Genomic DNA, 15,851 nt, shown 5'->3' on the forward strand with positions numbered 1-15,851 from the left:
TCCACAGACTTGGCGTTCTGTAATACGCCGCAGTCCCGCTAGGTAGAGACGCGGGGGCGATATCAGTGGGGGAGTCCTGACGCCCCGCGATCCTAATGTGGGAGCTGGCTTGCCTGCGAAGACGGCCTGCCAGCCGATGCATATCTACCTGATACCCCACGATCAAACTGTGGGAGCGGGCTTGCTCGCGAAGGTGGCCTGACAGTCAACACAATTGGATTGTGTACATATCCATTCCTGCGGTAACGGCCGCTTAGGGTTCCGCTCTGACAGCGGGTCACTTTTGGAAGGACCGGAATGCCGGCCCAGCCAAAAGTAACCAAAAGGTCCTCGCCCCACCACTCGGCACCTCGCCTAGGCTCGGTGTGCCCGTAATCCGCCAGTGATTTGGGGGGCCGCCGCCACGCGCCATCCATGGCGCGGGGCGGCTAAACCGGCATCCCTGCCGGTTTACCCCCCAAATCCCTGTCGAATTCCGGCCAGCGTGGTTTGACGGGGCGCCTGAGATCAAGATCAAAAGCAGATCAAGAGCAAGAGCGGCTCGCTTCGCATCGTGGTTACCCATGGTCAGGAGCCAACATTTGTAGCGGGACAGGGCGACTAAAAAGCGGAAACGACTGTCGCATTAAATAAGTGTCAGCCGTTTCCTTAAAGTTGAGTTATACAGAGACAATCTGTAGTCGGAATTTTCTTCATGCTGTTAGAAGATTTTTTGGTTGTATATATTCTGTAAAAGACACTTCCATCTTCGCTGTACGAAACTTCTGTTTTATTCAAAAAGGACCGAAAAGTGCCTGGGGTCGCTAAGCTTGAGCGTGTTCAGGTGCTTTTTTTCGCAATCCGAATGGGGGTTGGGGCGAGAGAGAGTCGTTCAAGAGAAAGTTGATGGCGGGTAACAAAGGATGGTTAACGAGGTTGTTTCGTCGCGTTTCAAGTTAGTCCTTTCAAGCATAAATACAGAACTTCAGGTAGTGGCGTTCAAAGGCAGCGAAGCCCTTGATCAGCCTTACTTTATACAAGTGCAGTTAGTCAGCGAAGATCCTTTCCTTGACCTGGAGGCGTTGCTTCATCAACCCGTCTATCTGGCTTTCGGCGAAGCAGGCCAGGGCTTGCATGGGCAAATCTACGCCATCGGTCGGGATGATCCCGGTACGCGGCTCACCCTTTATCACCTGACGCTGGCCCCACGCCTGGCATCCCTGGCCCATCGTTGCGACCAGCGGGTTTTTCAGCAGTGCAGCGTACCGCAGATCATTGCCGCGGTCCTCGAACACCACGGTATCTTTGCCGACGCCTACACGTTTGAGTTGGGGCCGGTGGTGTATCCACCGCGCACATTTTGCGTGCAGTACAGGGAGTCCGACCTGCATTTCATCCAGCGGCTGTGTGAGGAGGAGGGTATTCACTACCACTTTCGCCACAGCGCGCAGAATCATCTGCTGGTGTTCGGTGATGACCAGACAGTATTTCGCCGGTTGCCGGTGCAGCGCTATTGTTGGTCGTCTGATCCATCGCTTGGGGCCCCGGTTGTCCAACGTTTCGACCGGCGCATGGTAACGCGCAGCCGGCGTACCGTACGTCGTGACTATGACTTTGAGCACCCTTCGTTTCGCCTGCATGACCAAGCCGGTGCCGGGCCGGTCGATCCTTTGGAAGACTATGGCTACCCTGCCGGCTTTACGTGCCATGCACGCGGTGTGCAGCTGGTACGGCGCGGCCTGGAGCGCCACCAGCGTGATCGCCATCGGGTACTGGGCAAGAGCGATCAACCGGCATTGTGCAGCGGTCACTTTCTTGAGCTGTGTGATCACCCGGACCCAGCCTGCAACGACTTATGGCTGCTGACCTCGGTGCGTCATGAGGGTTACCAGCCGCAGGTGTTGGAGGAGTCGATCGTTGATGCCAATGGGTTCCAAGGCTATCGCAACCGGTTCACCGCAACCCCCTGGCGCGCAGTGCATCGACCGGCCCTCAAGCACCCCAAGCCAACGATCAGTGGCAGCCAGACCGCGACGGTAACCGGGCCTGCCAGCGAGGACGTGCACTGCGATGCCTATGGTCGTGTGAAGGTGCGCTTTCACTGGGATCGCGCGGAAAAGGGCGACGAGACCAGCAGTTGTTGGCTGCGTGTGGCGTCCGGTTGGGCGGGTGATGGGTTTGGCGCCATGGTCATTCCACGGGTGGGCATGGAAGTGTTGGTGAGCTTTCTGGAGGGAGACCCGGACCAACCCCTTGTCACCGGTTGCCTGCCCAATGCATCGCACCTGCCGGCGTACCCTTTGCCGCAGCACAAGACACGCAGCGTTCTGCGCAGCCGCAGTTCGCCGGGCGGCGGGGGCGCCAATGAGTTGTACCTTGAAGACCGACGCGGCGAAGAGCTCATTTACCTGCGCGCCCAGCGTGACCTGGAGCAACGGGTGGGGCATGACAGTCGCCTGGAGGTAGAGGGCGATAGCCTGACTCGCGTTGGCCAAAGCTTGGTGATCGAAGCCGGGCAGGAGGTTCATCTCAAGGCCGGTGCCAGCCTGGTGATAGAGGCGGGTGCGCAACTGAGCCTGAAGGCGGGTGGGGAACACCTGGTGATGCAAGCCGGCAGTATTTGCAGCAGCCGGTCCATCACCCTGGGCGGTTTGCCGTCTGCCGGCCGTTCGGTGAGCCCGTCATTGGTTGCCGGCGCGCAAATCTCTGCAGCGCAAGGCGTCATCATGGATCTGGCCAAGCAACTGGGCGCGGACTTTTGCCCACTGTGCGAACGCTGCCGCGAAGGCCTGTGCAATATCGCGGGGAGGGCCGCCTGATGGACAATTTGCCCCATCGCTGGATGGCCCAACAACAGCAGAGCGGACACCAACTGTGCCTGATGCTGGAGGGAAATCACGAGGCTCGCCAACCCCTGCTGACAGATCGCGCCCCGTCGCACTATTGCAGCCTCTACAGCGAGACCGCTGCGGCGGAGTTGGCGAATTCAGGCCCGGTCGTATTGTTACTGGAGCAGATGAATGAGCCTGCACTGGCCGACCTGCTGTTACACCCTGAGTCGAACTGGGGTTGGCTCGCCAGCCTTCCGGCCAACGACCTGGCGGGTATCGCGCGCCATTGGCGCGAGAGACTGCTGGTCGGGCCAGCAGGCCAGCAGGCGCTTTATCGCTTTCACGACAACCGCACCCTGGCCCGTGCCTTGGCCCATCTGGCTGAGGAACATTGGCCGGTCTACCTAGGGCCACTGATCAGCGTGTGCTATTGGCGTGAAGGCCGTTGGTGCCATCACGAAAACCCTGCACCGGGCGACTACCCCGCGCCTGAGTCCCCGCCGTGGCTCGACACACCCAACCCCCAGGCCGAAGCGGTCCTGCACGCCAATATCCTGCGTTACCTGCTGGCTGAGCACAGTGAAGACCTGGCGGCATTGGTCGAATTCCAAGACCCCAGGATTTGGCTGTCCCAAGTACTGGAGCAAGCGCACACCTGGCAATGGCGGGAGCCGGAGCAGCTCGAATTTCTGGTGGTTCGTCGGTTGGCAGAGGCGACCGGCAGTAGTGTTACTCACTGGCAACCGAGGGCAGGCGAGGCGCCAGGGGAGCATTTTTTACGAGTGGCGGCGCAGTGGCACAGGGAGGTAGGGAGCCGTGAGTAAATGGATGGGATTGGTGCTACTGGTGGCTGCGGTGCTTTCGGGATGTACGGGAAGGGCGGTGGAGCGTTTTACGTTGGAGGTGGATTTGCCGGCGCATTTCGGCCTTGTGGGCGATGCTTCCTACACCCCCGCGCCGGGCGAAACATGCAAGTTGCCTCGAAGACATGGCAAGCGACCGGATCTCAAAATATTCAAGGCTGCCAGCAAGCCCATAGCGAATAGAGTGAGTTTCGACGTGCCACTGACAGAACGGGTGGAAGGCTGCTCGCTGATGTTACGTAAACTGGTGTTTGCGATTAACGCAAAGTGGGGGGAGCGTTGGTCGGACGTTGGACGGGATTACGCCGCTGTTTATATCCGAGATAGTTGGGAGGGCGGAATGTCTTTGATGTCGGAAAGTTATGTCCGAGAGCTCCCAGGGCAATGTCAATGGTTGTTTCGTACTGTTGGCCCCCAGCATGCCCTTATTAAGGGGCTTAAATGCAATTCGCTGAACACCAGCGGACAGCTTACGAAAGCTCGTGCTGGCGGTTATGTGTCCCGTGCTGGGTTGCGTGGGAAGACGCTGAGAATGGTGCTGGCGTTAACCGAAGAAGAACAACCAGCAGTGCGAGACAACTGGGTAAAGGTTGTCGGTGGCTGGAAGCGTTGCAGGGGAGAAAGCCAGGAAGACATATTTGCGTTTTGTCGCGGCAATGTCTCTGACTTCAAGGCTTTCAAAATGCCAGATGGGCGTCTATGCAATATTTATCCGACCTGTGATTAATCAGGAGAAACCTCATGGAAGAAGCTGCATGGAAGCAACAGTTTTTCAACGACAGGATGCCTGCTTGCTCATTGAATGGGGGTTGGTTGACCTTCTGCTTAGTCGATGAAACGGGAAATGGAAAAAGTTATGGGGGACTGCCTTACACCCTGCGTGACGTTGCTGGTCAGCAATACAACGGTCGGTTGAACGGGGAGGGTTTTGCCCGAGTGGAGGGCTTTTTCTGTGGACCCGTAATTCTGATGATGGATGAGCGCTATTCAGGTCGGGAAACGCTCTATCAGTCGCTCATGACACGTTCATTCTATGCATTGCCTATCACTGAGTTGCAAGTGCGTGCCGAGCAAACCCATTTTCTTGATAACCACGATCAGATTGTCGAAAAAAATCCCGCACGCCCAAATGCAGATCATTTTTATCAGGTTGAAGTGAGTGACCTGGTTCGACATAGCGCTCACTTGCCGCCCCTGTCGTCACAGGCTCACCGTCCAATGCGGCATGCACTCAAGATGATGGCAGACCTTGGTTTTGGACCTCCCGAGTCTTCCTTCAAGGGGCTGGTGCTCTTTCCAAAAAAATTCACAATGTTGCAGGTGCGACCTCTAAGAGCATTACGGCCAATCCTTTCTACGCAGGATCAATTTTGCGCATTGAACCTGTACCAACTGGCATTAATGGCAACATTAAGCTATTGCGAGTTTGGCCAAGATCCTTCAGCAGAACCTAAGGATAAAGTCAGCTTTCCTTGGCATCCAAGTATCGGGAATTTGTTTTCCGAACGCTTGTCATGTCACCGAGAGGCGTGGAGGTTTGACTCAGAGCAAGTGCAACGATTTTATCCATTGTATGAAGACGTAGCTTATTCCCGTCGTTTCGAGATTTTGCCTTTTGACCCAGAGTTGTACGGGCAGAATGCCAATGCGCATGATCTCGAGCATCCGGAGCGTATACACTTTTTTAACGATGTAGAGTTTGGAACAGATACTCAAGCATTCATTTGTCATCACGATGAAGTGGTGCTTATTGCTGTACGCGGCACCGCTAGTGGTGCCGATGTTCTACGCGATGCAAACGCCCATCAAGTCCCATTCATCGAGGGCGTTGGAAAAGCCCATCAAGGTTTTTATCAGGCATTTCAGGCCATGCATAATTTTGTATCGGGTTACCTTTTTCGATATCACAGCAGGCAACGAATTATCATTTGTGGCCATAGTCTTGGGGGTGCTATAGCACTCTTATTGGCAGAGGCCCTACGCCGCACACCAGATCGAGATTACGACCCACTCCTCTACACCTACGGCGCCCCACGCGCCGCCGACGCTGAATTCACCGCCGGCGCCTCAACCCTGGTCCACCACCGCATCGTCAACCACAACGACCCCGTCCCCAGTGTCCCGGCGCCCTGGATGAACACCACCGCCAAGCTCTGGATTCCCGGGGCCATCACCCTATTCAGCAACCCCGCACCCGGCGGCCTGCTGTTCGCCGCTGGGCTGGTGCGCGTAGGCGGCAACCCCTATCGGCATCACGGTGAGCAATATCACTTCATGCCAATCACACTCGCCGATGGCAGCCATTCCTCGGTGTTATGGAAGCCGGGCTGTGAATCGCTCCAAGAGGCGGGGTGCAACCGCGCATTGCAACTGCAGGGCGATATGCCCGACCGCGATAATCTGCTGAGGCAACTGTTCCAAGCCGACCAGCACTTCATGACTACCAGCTACATCCCTGCAGCCTGGGCGACGTTGCGCCGCTGGCAACAAACCCTGGAGAGTGACGGCCCGCTGGTGACCCAGCGGGAGTTCGAGCTGCTCGACCGGGCCTTCGAAGACATGCGCGAGCAACTGCGGGCCAAGCGGCGTGAACTGGCTCAGCGGCGCCCAGCCAATGATCGTAGCCATGAACCCACCGATGCCTTGAACGCAGAGATCGACCGTTTGCACACCAGCCGCGAGCGCTTGGCAAGCCTGCGCTGGCGTCGCCTGCAAGCCCATGATGTCTACGGCAGCCATGCCCGTTCTGCACATCTGCAATCGAGCCTCAAACGTTGGTTCAGCCACCGCGAGAATCGTGAGTCGTCCCAATTCGCCAGCATCCCACCGCCTGCCCACGATGAGCAGGCCCGGGCGCAAACGCTGGACATCGACTCAGTCGTCTAACCCACGCGGTTACATAAACTCTACCTGGGCCGGTTGCCGCTTCATCAGCACCTTGCCGTTGCGAATCGAGTACAGCGGCAGGCCCTGGCTACGTATGACTTCGTAGTCGCTGTCGGCCGACAGGATCAATAGATTGGCCGGGCGGCCTACTTGCAGTCCGTATCGGTCGCCCAGGGCCATGGCCTTGGCGCTGTTGTCGGTAACCAGGTCCAGGGCGTTTTGCAAATTGCGGTAACCGAGCATATGACAGATGTGCAGACCGGCCTCCAGTACTCGCAGAATGTTGCCGTTACCCAGCGGGTACCAGGGGTCGACGATGGAATCCTGGCCGAAACACACGTTCATGCCGGCCTCAAGCAGTTCGTTCACACGGGTGACACCGCGCCGTTTCGGGAAGTTGTCGAAGCGGCCTTGCAGGTGGATGCTTTCGGTAGGGCACGAGACAAAGCTGATACCGGAATGCCCCAGGAGGCGAAACAGCTTGGCGCAGTAAGCGTTGTCGTAGGAGCCCATGGCCGTGGTGTGGCTGGCTGTCACGCGGGCACCCATGTCGCGGCTGCGGGCTTCTTCGGCGAGGACTTCGAGAAAGCGTGAGTGGGGGTCATCGGTTTCGTCACAGTGCACGTCCACCAGGCAGCCGGTGCGTTCGGCCAGGTCCATGAGGAACTTCACCGAACTCACGCCTTGGTCGCGGGTGTATTCGAAGTGGGGGATGCCACCGATCACGTCGGCACCCAGGCGAATGGCTTCTTCCATCAGTTCGCGGCCATTGCGGAATGACTCGATACCCTCCTGGGGGAAGGCAACGATTTGCAGGTCGATCAGGTGCGTGCTTTCTTCACGCACTTGCAGCATGGCCTTGAGCGCGGTGAGGTCCGGGTCAGTGACGTCGACATGGGTGCGCACATGCTGGATGCCATGGGCGGCGAGGGCCTGTATGGTTTTTTTGGCCCGCGCCTTGGTGTCTTGCTGGGTAATGGTGGCCTTGCGTTCGCCCCAGCATTCGATGCCTTCAAACAGCGTACCGCTCATGTTCCAGCGCGGTTCGCCGGCGGTAAGCGTGGCGTCAAGATGGATGTGGGGTTCGACGAAGGGCGGTATCACCAGGTTGCCGGCGGCGTCCAAGTCGCCGGCCATCAGCGTTGGCACCCCGGTTTGCGCAGTGATGCTGGCGATCCGGCCGTGTTCCAGGTGCAGATCATGCAGGCCTTCACGGTTGCGCAGGCGGGCATTGATGATGTGCATGGTCAAGTTCCTCTTGGCTAAAAACAATCAGGCAGACAGCCGCCAGATCCTCAGGGCGATACCGATGTCCAGGCGGTCATGGCGCGTAGTATGGGGCTGAGCAGCACATAGGTCAGCGATGCGGCAAAAATTCCCACCAGCGGCGCGACCCACGGCGAGTTGAACGCCAGCACGGTGCCCACTCCATACGCAATCAGGCCAGGCCAATTGAACGCCGGTAGGCGAGCCTGCGCCAGGCGTGGGTATTGGCCGCGATAGCGATAGAAGAAGTCCGCCATGATCACGCCCCCAATCGGCGGGATGACCGTGCCCAGCAGGATCAGGTACGGCACCAGCAGGTCGTACATGCCGAACAAGGCGAGCAGGGTACCGATCACCGCGCCGGCCAGGGTCACGCTCTTGCGCCGTTGAGTGCGCAGCAGGTTGCAACCAGCGACGGCGAAGTTGTAGATGGTGTTGTCCTGGGTGCTCCAGATATTAAGCAGCAGCATGGCCATCGCTGCCGTGGCGAAACCTTGCAGCAGCAAGACCTCCACCACATCCGGTTGCTGATAGACGATGGCGCCATAGGCCCCGATCAACACCATCAAGCCGTTGCCGACAAAAAAGCCGATCAGGCTGGCCAGCACCGCAACCTTGGCCGAGCGCGAAAACCGTGTCCAGTTGGTGGCCTGGGTTGCACCGCTGACAAAGGTCCCGAACACCAGGGTGATGGCGGTGGACAAGTCCAGCTCAGCGCTGGGCACCACCGCCAGCAGCCCCTCCAGCCCGCCGACCTTCACGGTGGCGACCCACATCGACAGCAGCAACAGGATGCCCATGGCCGGTACCGCGATGTAGGACAGGATTTCCAACCCGCGATACCCCACGTAGGCGGTGGCGCAGAACAATAAGCCAAACACCAGCATCAGCCCCAGCACACTGCCCGGGCTCAACTGGAAATATTTGCCCAATACCACGGCGGCCGTGGCCGTGCCCCAGGCATACCAGCCGATCTGGGTAAAACCGAGGATCAAGTCACTGAGCTTGCTGCCCACTTCGCCAAAGCAGAAACGCCCCATCAGCACCGAGTTCAAGCCGCTCTTGAACGCGATGTAACCCAAGCCTGCGGCGTAGATACCCAACAACAGGTTACCCAGGGCCACGACGCCAAGCATGTCGATGAAGCTGAACGCCACCCCCAGCTTGCCGCCGGCGAACATGGTCGCGGTAAAAAAGGTGAACCCCAGCAACACCATGGCCGTAGAGGCCAGACCCTTGCGCGCATGCAAGGGGACTTCGCTGAGAGGGTAGTCGTTGCCGGGTTCTTGCTGCGTCATGGGGCTGCTCCCTGAGTGGTGACCCAGGTCGCGTGCATCCTGCGTGCCAACGCCGGTGCAGGCAGGTATGCGTTGACGGGAGCAAGCCCTTTATAAGGCCGCCCCCTCCCAATCAGCGCAAAAGCAGTGCAGCGGTGAGCCAAACTGGCTCAGTCAAACAGCGTCGCCAGCCAATTATAAGAGTTAGAGCGAACAAACAGTGACCTGTGGCGAGGGAGCTTGCTCCCGTTGGGCTGCGTAGCAGTCCCATCTTTTGGGGCCGCTTCGCGACCCAGCGGGAGCAAGCTCCCTCGCCACAGTGACATTCCCCGCAGGTGGTCTTTTCAACACTCGATCACTTACTCACCGCGATAGATGCAGCCACTGGTGCACGTCTCGTGGATACGGATCGCACTGAGTTCCGGCAGCAGAGGTTTCAACTCCGTCCAGATCCACTTGGCCAGCACTTCGCTGGTGGGGTTTTCCAGGCCGGGAATGTCATTGAGGTAGTTGTGGTCGAGGCGTTCATAGAGCGGCTTGAAAATCGCTTTGATCTCCGAGAAGTCGCGAATCCAGCCAGTATGGGGATCCAGGTCTCCGCTCAGGTGGATGGCCACCTTGAACGAATGCCCATGCAGGCGCCCGCATTTGTGGCCTTCCGGTACGTGGGGCAGGCGGTGGGCGGATTCGAAGGTAAACTCTTTGAAGATTTCCACGGTATAACCTGTAAGGCAGGGTTTTAAAGGGCTCTGTGCGATTGTCAGCTTTTGGTGTACTGATCAATGTACTGATTTGTCGTTGCTGGGCGTAATTGAGGTCATCCATTCAGCGATTGCCGACTGGCGCCAGGCGACCGAGTTGGGGCCTATTCTAACCTGTTTTGGGAATGTGCCCTCCCTGATCCGACGATAAACGGTATTCCGCCCCAGGCCGGTCGTATGAAGCACTTCATCTAGGCGCAGGAAGCGATCGATGTTCTCTGCTCTGTTCATGGCTCTTTCCTTGCACCCACCGTGGGCCGCGCTGTCTTGATGATGTGGATTGCCAGGCCGAAGCTGATCAGCAGCCAGGCGCATGTGCCGGCGAAGGCGTAGAGCAGTGCCTCGGTGGTGCCGGTGTCCAGCAGGTCGATAGCGAACCAGCCGAACCAGCCGAGGGTTCCTACCAGGTACAGCAAAGCGCCCAGCAGTATCAGGGTGAGTTTCATAGCGAACATGGGGTGTCCTAGCCGCGCTGGGCGGCAGAAGGTGGGTTAGGGTTATGCTCTTTCGCAGAGGTCCAGGCCAATCTGGCTTACGCGATCGACGCAGGCGGGGTTAAGCCAGATGCATTCGGTTCGGTTGGCGGTGCCGCGCCCTGCGCTGATGCGGGCGGATGTGCTGTAGCTGGCCCAGCCAGGTAGCAGCTCCGCGTACAGGTCACTCGGATATCCCGACAGCACGACCATTCCTTCTAGATCGAGCAAAACCCCGAGCAGTTCGCGGTGTGCAGCGTCATCCATCTCGTGTTTGTAGTACCGGCCGCTCGACGCGCCTTTGTACCTGGTGTCATGCACATAGGGCGGGTCGACGTAGTGCAGTGTCTGCGGCCCGTCATGCGCTTTTATGACCTCGATCGCCGGACGGTTTTCGATCAGAACACCGCTCAACCTCTGGCCAACCTCGGCAAGTTGCTCCGGATAGGAGGCCCAGAGTGACTGGGCTGTGCCGTATTGGCGCTTGGTGTCGATGCGGAATCCGGTCACGCCCTTGGTGGCGCCGGCGGAGCCGAACCCCATTTGCGCCCTGATGATGGTCCGCCTTGCACGTTCGATCGGCTCGGCGCTCGGCTCCCAGGACAGTTCGAACTCTTCGCGGGAGTAGGGCGTGAATACCAAGCGCTCGACAAGTCCCGATCGCGAGTCCAGATCCTGCAAAACCCTGAATAGATTAACGATGTCGCCATCGAGGTCGTTGTACACCTCAGCATACGACCGAGGCTTTTGCATCAGCACGCCAGCGGCGCCGCCGAACGACTCTACATAGCAGGTGTGCGGTGGGAAGTGTTGCAATACCCAAGGCGCAAGCCGGAACTTGGCGCCGTGGTACCGGATGACCGGGGCGGTGATGGTCATAAATATTTTCCAGGCGTGCGCCCGCCGCTCACCGGCAGGCATGTAGGGGGATTGGGGTTAGGGGTAGTTCTTGCTGATGCGCTGGGCGATGTCTTCGAGCGTTTCGGCCATGTACCACATGTCGTTATTGTCGCGGCGCGAAACGACCAAGGAGCGCTGAACGTTGCGCCCCATGAGGATTGCGATAGCCAGGCGGATTAGGGAAGCCTCGAGCTTTCGCCGAATGAAGCCTTCGCGCAGGATCATCACCGTGGCCCCTTGCAGATGAAGACGTAGGCGAACCAGAGGGGGGCGATCATGGCGTCACCCGCTTACGCACCCACACACAGATCGGGCCGTCGTCGGTATCGTGGATCGAGAAGATGAACCAGCCTTCGCCAGGAGGATTGGTCGGGTGCCAGGCCGCACAATCGGCGATACCTTCAGCAAGCCAAGACGCCTGCACTTCCTCTGGCGCGTCGTATTCGAAAGCCCGTTCGCGAGCTTCCAGACCGCGCGAGTCAAACCAGGCGTATGGGATCAACTCGTCTTCGGTTGATGGCCAGGCTGGGTGGGTCCAGTAGCCGTGTGCGTCACGCTCGACTGGCAGCGGCTGGATCAAAACACTTTCTTCAGGCATGCCGGGTTCCTTGCCGCTATAGCGGCTGACTTTGAAGGGGGAGGGGTTACAGGTTTTGCGGGTGGAGTACGGATGTGCTCCTATCGGGATTTGGCGGCACGCTTTCGAAATTCGTAAACCATACTGCGCAGATCTACCAGTGACTCCTGCAGGTCACCGCGTGCGGAGTCGATATTCTCAAGCAGCTCGCCTTCGCCCTCGTCGCCACCCTCATCGACGGCCAGAAGGGCCAGCCCGTATGCCTGGAACTTCGCCAGCACATCATCGGCTGACTTGGCCATGTACTCGGCATGCTCAATGACATAGTCCTTGTCGGAACGCTCATTGGTAACAGGCGCTTCCGGAGCGGCGGCGAGCATTGCGGCCCAGCACAGTTTCGCGCGGAACGCGGCTTGCTGGCAGCCGCTCATTTCTTGGTACTGCTCCCAGACTTCCTCATCGGAAAAACACTCGTCCGGCTCCGACTCGAAGCCGTTTATCACCATGGTTTCGGTCGGTTCAACCGGCACCAGTTTCCATTGACTGCTCATACAGCCTCCCTCGTTACCAGATCATGGGCATCCACAACGGTCATGCCGAGCTTCTCGGCGATCAGCACTTCCAGCTTTGCGCCCTTTGAATGCTCCCAGCCGGCCAGGGTGGCCACGGTGTCGCAGTCCATCAGCGCGGCAATGTCGCGGCGCATACAGTCGGTCCAGGTGCCGCCTTCAGGGTTGATCTCGGCGGGGTTGGTGACTGTGTGGCCGCGGGCGCGGAGGCTGGCGGTCATGCTGTGGAAGGTGGGGAAGTTCAGCCCGGGAAAGCCGCTCATGGGCCCGCTGAGGTAAATTCGTTTCACGGGGAGTCCTTGCCGGGCCATGCCCGGGCGGTGGAGTGGGGGAGTTAGGCGGCTGCGAGGTATGCTTCGATAACTCGCTGTCCGGCCAGCGGCGGTACTGCGTTGCCCGCCATGTGCATGGTCAGCCGGTGGTTGTCAGGTCGCAGGGTATTGGCCGGGAATGACTGGGCGGCCAGAGCCTCATTTGCACTGAGCATTCTCATCTCGTCGCCGCGTACCAGCGCCCACCGATCCAGCGTGGTGATGGTGCCGATGGGTCTGCCCATGTCTCTGCCCGTGAGCCCAGATCCTTTGCCGTAGTAGGGCATGATGAACTGATCACCGAAGCGATCCCTGCCATTGGCCACGCGTGCAAGAGTTGCCGTGGCGCGTCCTGGCTTATCTATGAGCGACCATTTTCCAGAATTGAAATCAAGGAAGCTGGTGGCTGGCACATGCTCATGCCGTTGTATTTGGAGCATCAGTGGCGCCCTGCTGCGGGTCAGCACCAGAAACAGGCGAATACGATGCTGGGGAACGCCAAGGTCGGCGCAGTCGACGATATGCGGTGCAACCTGGTAGCCAAGAGCCTGAACAGCTGCGAGCCAGGCTGGATATAGCGCCCAGTCCATGAACTCGGCCACGTTCTCCAGTATCCCGCCTTCAGGTCGGTGAAACTCAAGCGCAGAAACAACCGCCCAGGCAGTAGAGCGGCTGGCGTCGTGCTGTGGATTGCCCGATGACTTGCCCCGCGCCTTTGAATGGCCCTGGCAACACGGAGATGCCAGAAGCAAATCATGCTTGGGAACTGTTTCCCACTTGGCCTGATGAAGGTCTTGGCAGACATGCTGGGTGCCTGGGTGGTTGGCGCTGTGCCATTTGACGGCCTCAGGCCAATGGTTGGCAGCCCAAAGAACGTCAACGCCGGCAGCGCGCGCACCGGTACTCCATCCGCCAAGCCCGGCGAATAGGTCAATTGCTGTATGCATAGGGATCCTCGCCGGCTGGCGCTGTTCAGTGATATAGGGTATTACGGGTGACCGGCATGGAGCCGGATCAAGGAGCGGAGAGTGTCATCAGCTTTTAGATATTCAGGTCAGAGATACAACGATTCTTTATTGGCGCTTGGAAATGTCCGGATCGGAACACTTCATGACTTTAGGAGTACCGAACATAAAGGCGGCATCGCCGATGTAAATGAAGGAATTAAAAGCGTCTCTCATGATATTCCATATTTTAATAGCAGAGATGTTGGCAGCGCGCATCGTGAAGCTATAAAGCAATTCAAACTTATTGACTTTGATGACTCAGATGGAATTAGTTTGAAAGATATTCGTATGATTCAAAAATTTGATCATCCGAATTGTTTTGTACATTGTGTTTCATCTGAATATTCAAGGAGTGTACTTGCGCAGTTCGATGGAGCAGATTCTTGCGTTGAGATCGTGGACTTATTTAATTTCTATCGGCGACTAACGGAAACGCTAAATTTGCATGTTCCAGTCGTCCTCTTAGGGATCGCAGAAGTACGGTACATGCCGCGCGACGAGGAGTGGAACGGTCTGAACTGGGGGGGTCATCCAGCATTGATAAAAGAACCAAGTTTTTCAAAGCAATGCGAAATCAGAGCAATTTGGCAACCTAAGTTCAGCGGGGAAATAGCGCCAATAGTAATTAATGACACAGCTCTAATTAACTTCTGCAAGAGAAAAAAACTGCCCTAATCCAATGTGTCTTTCCCTTCTATAGCAATCTAGGCGCGCCGAACCTTGAAATGCAGCATCGCCTTGATGCTGTGGCAGTAATCCTGAAGCCGCTCATAGGCCTTGTATCTCGCTTGGCTGCGAGTGGCCGCCCAGACCCTGATCAGGTCTTCGCGGGCTTCCCGGCTCCAGTCGAGGTCTTCCCAGTCATGCCTGAACGGCAGGACCAACCACTCTTTTAGCGGCAGCCTCTCGGCCATTTCGCCGTACTGCATTTCGTGGGTCGGATGGTAATTGCTGATCCTCTTCTTTGGGTCTTCGTCGAGCACCACGCCGATGTAGTGGCCGCGATCCGCCAGGATGATGCCAGGCTTGCCGTAAGCGATGACGCGGCGGCCGATTTCGGCTGGCACCTGATAGTGCTGCCGAACGTATTCGCAGTTGTAGTCCATGGATTATCTCCAGTCAGGCGCCGCCCTCCGGTTACCGGATGCAGCGAGTAGGGTGGGTTACGCGGGTTCGATGATCTCGTCGCCTGGGTCTTTCTGGATGGCGAGCAGGCTTTTATTGCGGAATTCCCGCGCCACAATTTCAGTAGGTTCGAAAACGTGGCGCGGCGGATTCAGTAGAGGCTGGCACTTTGCAGAACCCAGCGCGTGCAGGTGATGAATCATCAGCGTCATCGCCTCGCCCTGCTCAGTAATGCCTGACCACTCCATCAGGTCGGCCAGCGCCTGGCGGGTGCCAGGGCGAACCCTGAGCCTCAATTCCTCTTCGGCAAGTGCCGCGCGCTTCCTGGCGGTTTTCGCTGAGCGCTCCTGCACAGTCTTGGCCATGGCCTACCTCTTCTATTCCGCTGGCCGGCAGTGCGAGCCAGGTTTGACGTTTGCGCTGCTGGGTGCGGGCTATGCGGCGCATGAGGTGCTTCCGCGCCGAGCCTTTGGATAGTCGATGCCGTGGGCCGCGATGATCCGCTCGAATGCCTTATTGTTGATGGCGAGCTTCCCGCAGCACTGGCGCCGTGTGATTCCAAGCTCCAGGAATGCACGGATGCGCTCGGCGTACTTCGCGTCGCGCTCACCCATTTGGTCTCGGCGGTAGTTGTTGTTCGCACCGCCTCGTTCCGGCTTCTTGAAGGTGATGTCGTTCATTGTGGCGTGCTTGTAGACGTTGCGGCGACTGATGCCCAGGGCGGCAGCGGCCTCTGTTTGGGTGTGCGTGGCGCTCAGTTGGCGCATGTGCTCCACCAGCTTTAGCCTGGCCTGCTCCCGAACATCTTCCCTGTCCAGGGGCAGGGGAGCTGCTTCAACCCGGCGCCGAACGAACGGCTTGGGCGCTGGAGGCTCTTGAGGTACGTAGACGACCGGTTTCGGTGGTGGCGGCGGCTTTATTTCCTCTATCTCACCGCCGGCCGCCACAAACTCAGCGACCTGGGCGGCCAGCTCGTTCGATGCCGGCCGAAGGCGTTCTACTTCGTTCTGTAGGATGCTGATCATG

At 58.3% G+C, this 15,851-nt stretch carries 19 protein-coding genes; 5 read left to right on the top strand and 14 right to left on the bottom strand.

All coding sequences use genetic code 11. The features are described from left to right. The first annotated feature begins 902 nt into the window (after window positions 1-902). Genes tssI through V8689_RS10640 form a run of 4 tightly spaced genes read left to right on the top strand, consistent with a single transcriptional unit; the run spans window position 903 to window position 6,559 of the window. Window positions 903-2,798, top strand: a complete 1,896-nt coding sequence (gene tssI / locus V8689_RS10625; protein WP_056788305.1) for a type VI secretion system tip protein TssI/VgrG — start codon at window positions 903-905, stop codon at window positions 2,796-2,798. Continuing rightward, window positions 2,798-3,634 carry a DUF4123 domain-containing protein gene (locus tag V8689_RS10630; RefSeq protein WP_056788308.1) on the top strand — a complete coding sequence of 279 codons (837 nt, stop codon included), beginning with the start codon at window positions 2,798-2,800 and terminating at the stop codon, window positions 3,632-3,634. Before tssI ends, V8689_RS10630 begins: the two co-directional genes overlap by 1 nt. After that, window positions 3,627-4,400, top strand: a complete 774-nt coding sequence (locus tag V8689_RS10635) for a hypothetical protein (protein ID WP_056788311.1) — start codon at window positions 3,627-3,629, stop codon at window positions 4,398-4,400. The genes V8689_RS10630 and V8689_RS10635 overlap by 8 nt, the downstream gene beginning before the upstream one ends. A 14-nt stretch (window positions 4,401-4,414) precedes the next feature. Further along, complete coding sequence (locus V8689_RS10640; RefSeq protein WP_056788314.1) at window positions 4,415-6,559, top strand: lipase family protein; 2,145 nt, start codon at window positions 4,415-4,417, stop codon at window positions 6,557-6,559. A 9-nt stretch (window positions 6,560-6,568) separates the two neighbouring features. Here V8689_RS10640 and codA read toward each other — a convergent pair whose 3' ends face one another. The 11 genes from codA to V8689_RS10695 all read right to left on the bottom strand — a co-directional run bounded on the left by codA (window position 6,569) and on the right by V8689_RS10695 (window position 13,640). Beyond that, a complete protein-coding gene (codA, locus tag V8689_RS10645) occupies window positions 6,569-7,804 on the bottom strand; it encodes a cytosine deaminase (RefSeq protein WP_056788316.1) in 1,236 nt (411 codons plus the stop codon). Window positions 7,805-7,854: 50 nt separating this feature from the next. Further along, the gene (codB, locus tag V8689_RS10650) at window positions 7,855-9,123 is read right to left on the bottom strand and encodes a cytosine permease (RefSeq protein ID WP_056788320.1); all 1,269 of its coding nucleotides are present in this window, start codon (window positions 9,121-9,123) and stop codon (window positions 7,855-7,857) included. Window positions 9,124-9,461: 338 nt separating this feature from the next. Then, window positions 9,462-9,818: a 6-carboxytetrahydropterin synthase QueD gene (gene queD / locus V8689_RS10655; RefSeq protein ID WP_003237990.1), complete on the bottom strand. Its 357-nt coding sequence runs from the start codon at window positions 9,816-9,818 to the stop codon at window positions 9,462-9,464. Window positions 9,819-9,881: 63 nt separating this feature from the next. Next, complete coding sequence (locus V8689_RS10660; RefSeq protein WP_060766053.1) at window positions 9,882-10,094, bottom strand: helix-turn-helix transcriptional regulator; 213 nt, start codon at window positions 10,092-10,094, stop codon at window positions 9,882-9,884. After that, complete coding sequence (locus tag V8689_RS10665; protein ID WP_060766054.1) at window positions 10,091-10,318, bottom strand: hypothetical protein; 228 nt, start codon at window positions 10,316-10,318, stop codon at window positions 10,091-10,093. The genes V8689_RS10660 and V8689_RS10665 overlap by 4 nt, the downstream gene beginning before the upstream one ends. A 42-nt stretch (window positions 10,319-10,360) precedes the next feature. Beyond that, entirely contained in the window at window positions 10,361-11,215 is an 855-nt protein-coding gene (locus V8689_RS10670; protein ID WP_056786250.1) for a DNA adenine methylase, read from the bottom strand. Between the two features lie 57 nt (window positions 11,216-11,272). Continuing rightward, entirely contained in the window at window positions 11,273-11,461 is a 189-nt protein-coding gene (locus tag V8689_RS10675) for a hypothetical protein (protein ID WP_056786248.1), read from the bottom strand. A 49-nt stretch (window positions 11,462-11,510) separates the two neighbouring features. Then, window positions 11,511-11,834 carry a hypothetical protein gene (locus V8689_RS10680; protein ID WP_056786245.1) on the bottom strand — a complete coding sequence of 108 codons (324 nt, stop codon included), beginning with the start codon at window positions 11,832-11,834 and terminating at the stop codon, window positions 11,511-11,513. Between the two features lie 80 nt (window positions 11,835-11,914). Beyond that, the gene (locus tag V8689_RS10685; RefSeq protein WP_056786242.1) at window positions 11,915-12,364 is read right to left on the bottom strand and encodes a hypothetical protein; all 450 of its coding nucleotides are present in this window, start codon (window positions 12,362-12,364) and stop codon (window positions 11,915-11,917) included. Next, on the bottom strand, window positions 12,361-12,672 hold the full coding sequence (locus tag V8689_RS10690; protein ID WP_056786238.1) for a DUF4406 domain-containing protein: 312 nt from the start codon (window positions 12,670-12,672) through the stop codon (window positions 12,361-12,363). The genes V8689_RS10685 and V8689_RS10690 overlap by 4 nt, the downstream gene beginning before the upstream one ends. 44 nt (window positions 12,673-12,716) lie before the next feature. Next, on the bottom strand, window positions 12,717-13,640 hold the full coding sequence (locus V8689_RS10695; RefSeq protein WP_060765654.1) for a DNA cytosine methyltransferase: 924 nt from the start codon (window positions 13,638-13,640) through the stop codon (window positions 12,717-12,719). An 81-nt stretch (window positions 13,641-13,721) separates the two neighbouring features. Here V8689_RS10695 and V8689_RS10700 point away from each other — a divergent pair, with 81 nt between their 5' ends. Further along, complete coding sequence (locus tag V8689_RS10700) at window positions 13,722-14,375, top strand: hypothetical protein (RefSeq protein ID WP_150073292.1); 654 nt, start codon at window positions 13,722-13,724, stop codon at window positions 14,373-14,375. Between the two features lie 29 nt (window positions 14,376-14,404). On the opposite strand, the gene V8689_RS10705 is transcribed toward V8689_RS10700, so the two are convergent. The 3 genes from V8689_RS10705 to V8689_RS10715 form a co-directional block, all read right to left on the bottom strand. After that, on the bottom strand, window positions 14,405-14,806 hold the full coding sequence (locus V8689_RS10705) for a hypothetical protein (protein ID WP_060765653.1): 402 nt from the start codon (window positions 14,804-14,806) through the stop codon (window positions 14,405-14,407). A gap of 57 nt (window positions 14,807-14,863) precedes the next feature. After that, on the bottom strand, window positions 14,864-15,190 hold the full coding sequence (locus V8689_RS10710) for a hypothetical protein (protein WP_060765652.1): 327 nt from the start codon (window positions 15,188-15,190) through the stop codon (window positions 14,864-14,866). A gap of 69 nt (window positions 15,191-15,259) precedes the next feature. Beyond that, window positions 15,260-15,850 (bottom strand): hypothetical protein, encoded by a 591-nt coding sequence (locus V8689_RS10715; protein ID WP_054898959.1) that lies wholly within the window; start codon window positions 15,848-15,850, stop codon window positions 15,260-15,262. Between the last annotated feature and the right edge of the window lies 1 nt (window position 15,851).

Origin of the sequence: Pseudomonas sp. AK181 (assembly GCF_051122975.1) — a bacterium.
Lineage (GTDB): Bacteria > Pseudomonadota > Gammaproteobacteria > Pseudomonadales > Pseudomonadaceae > Aquipseudomonas > Aquipseudomonas lactis.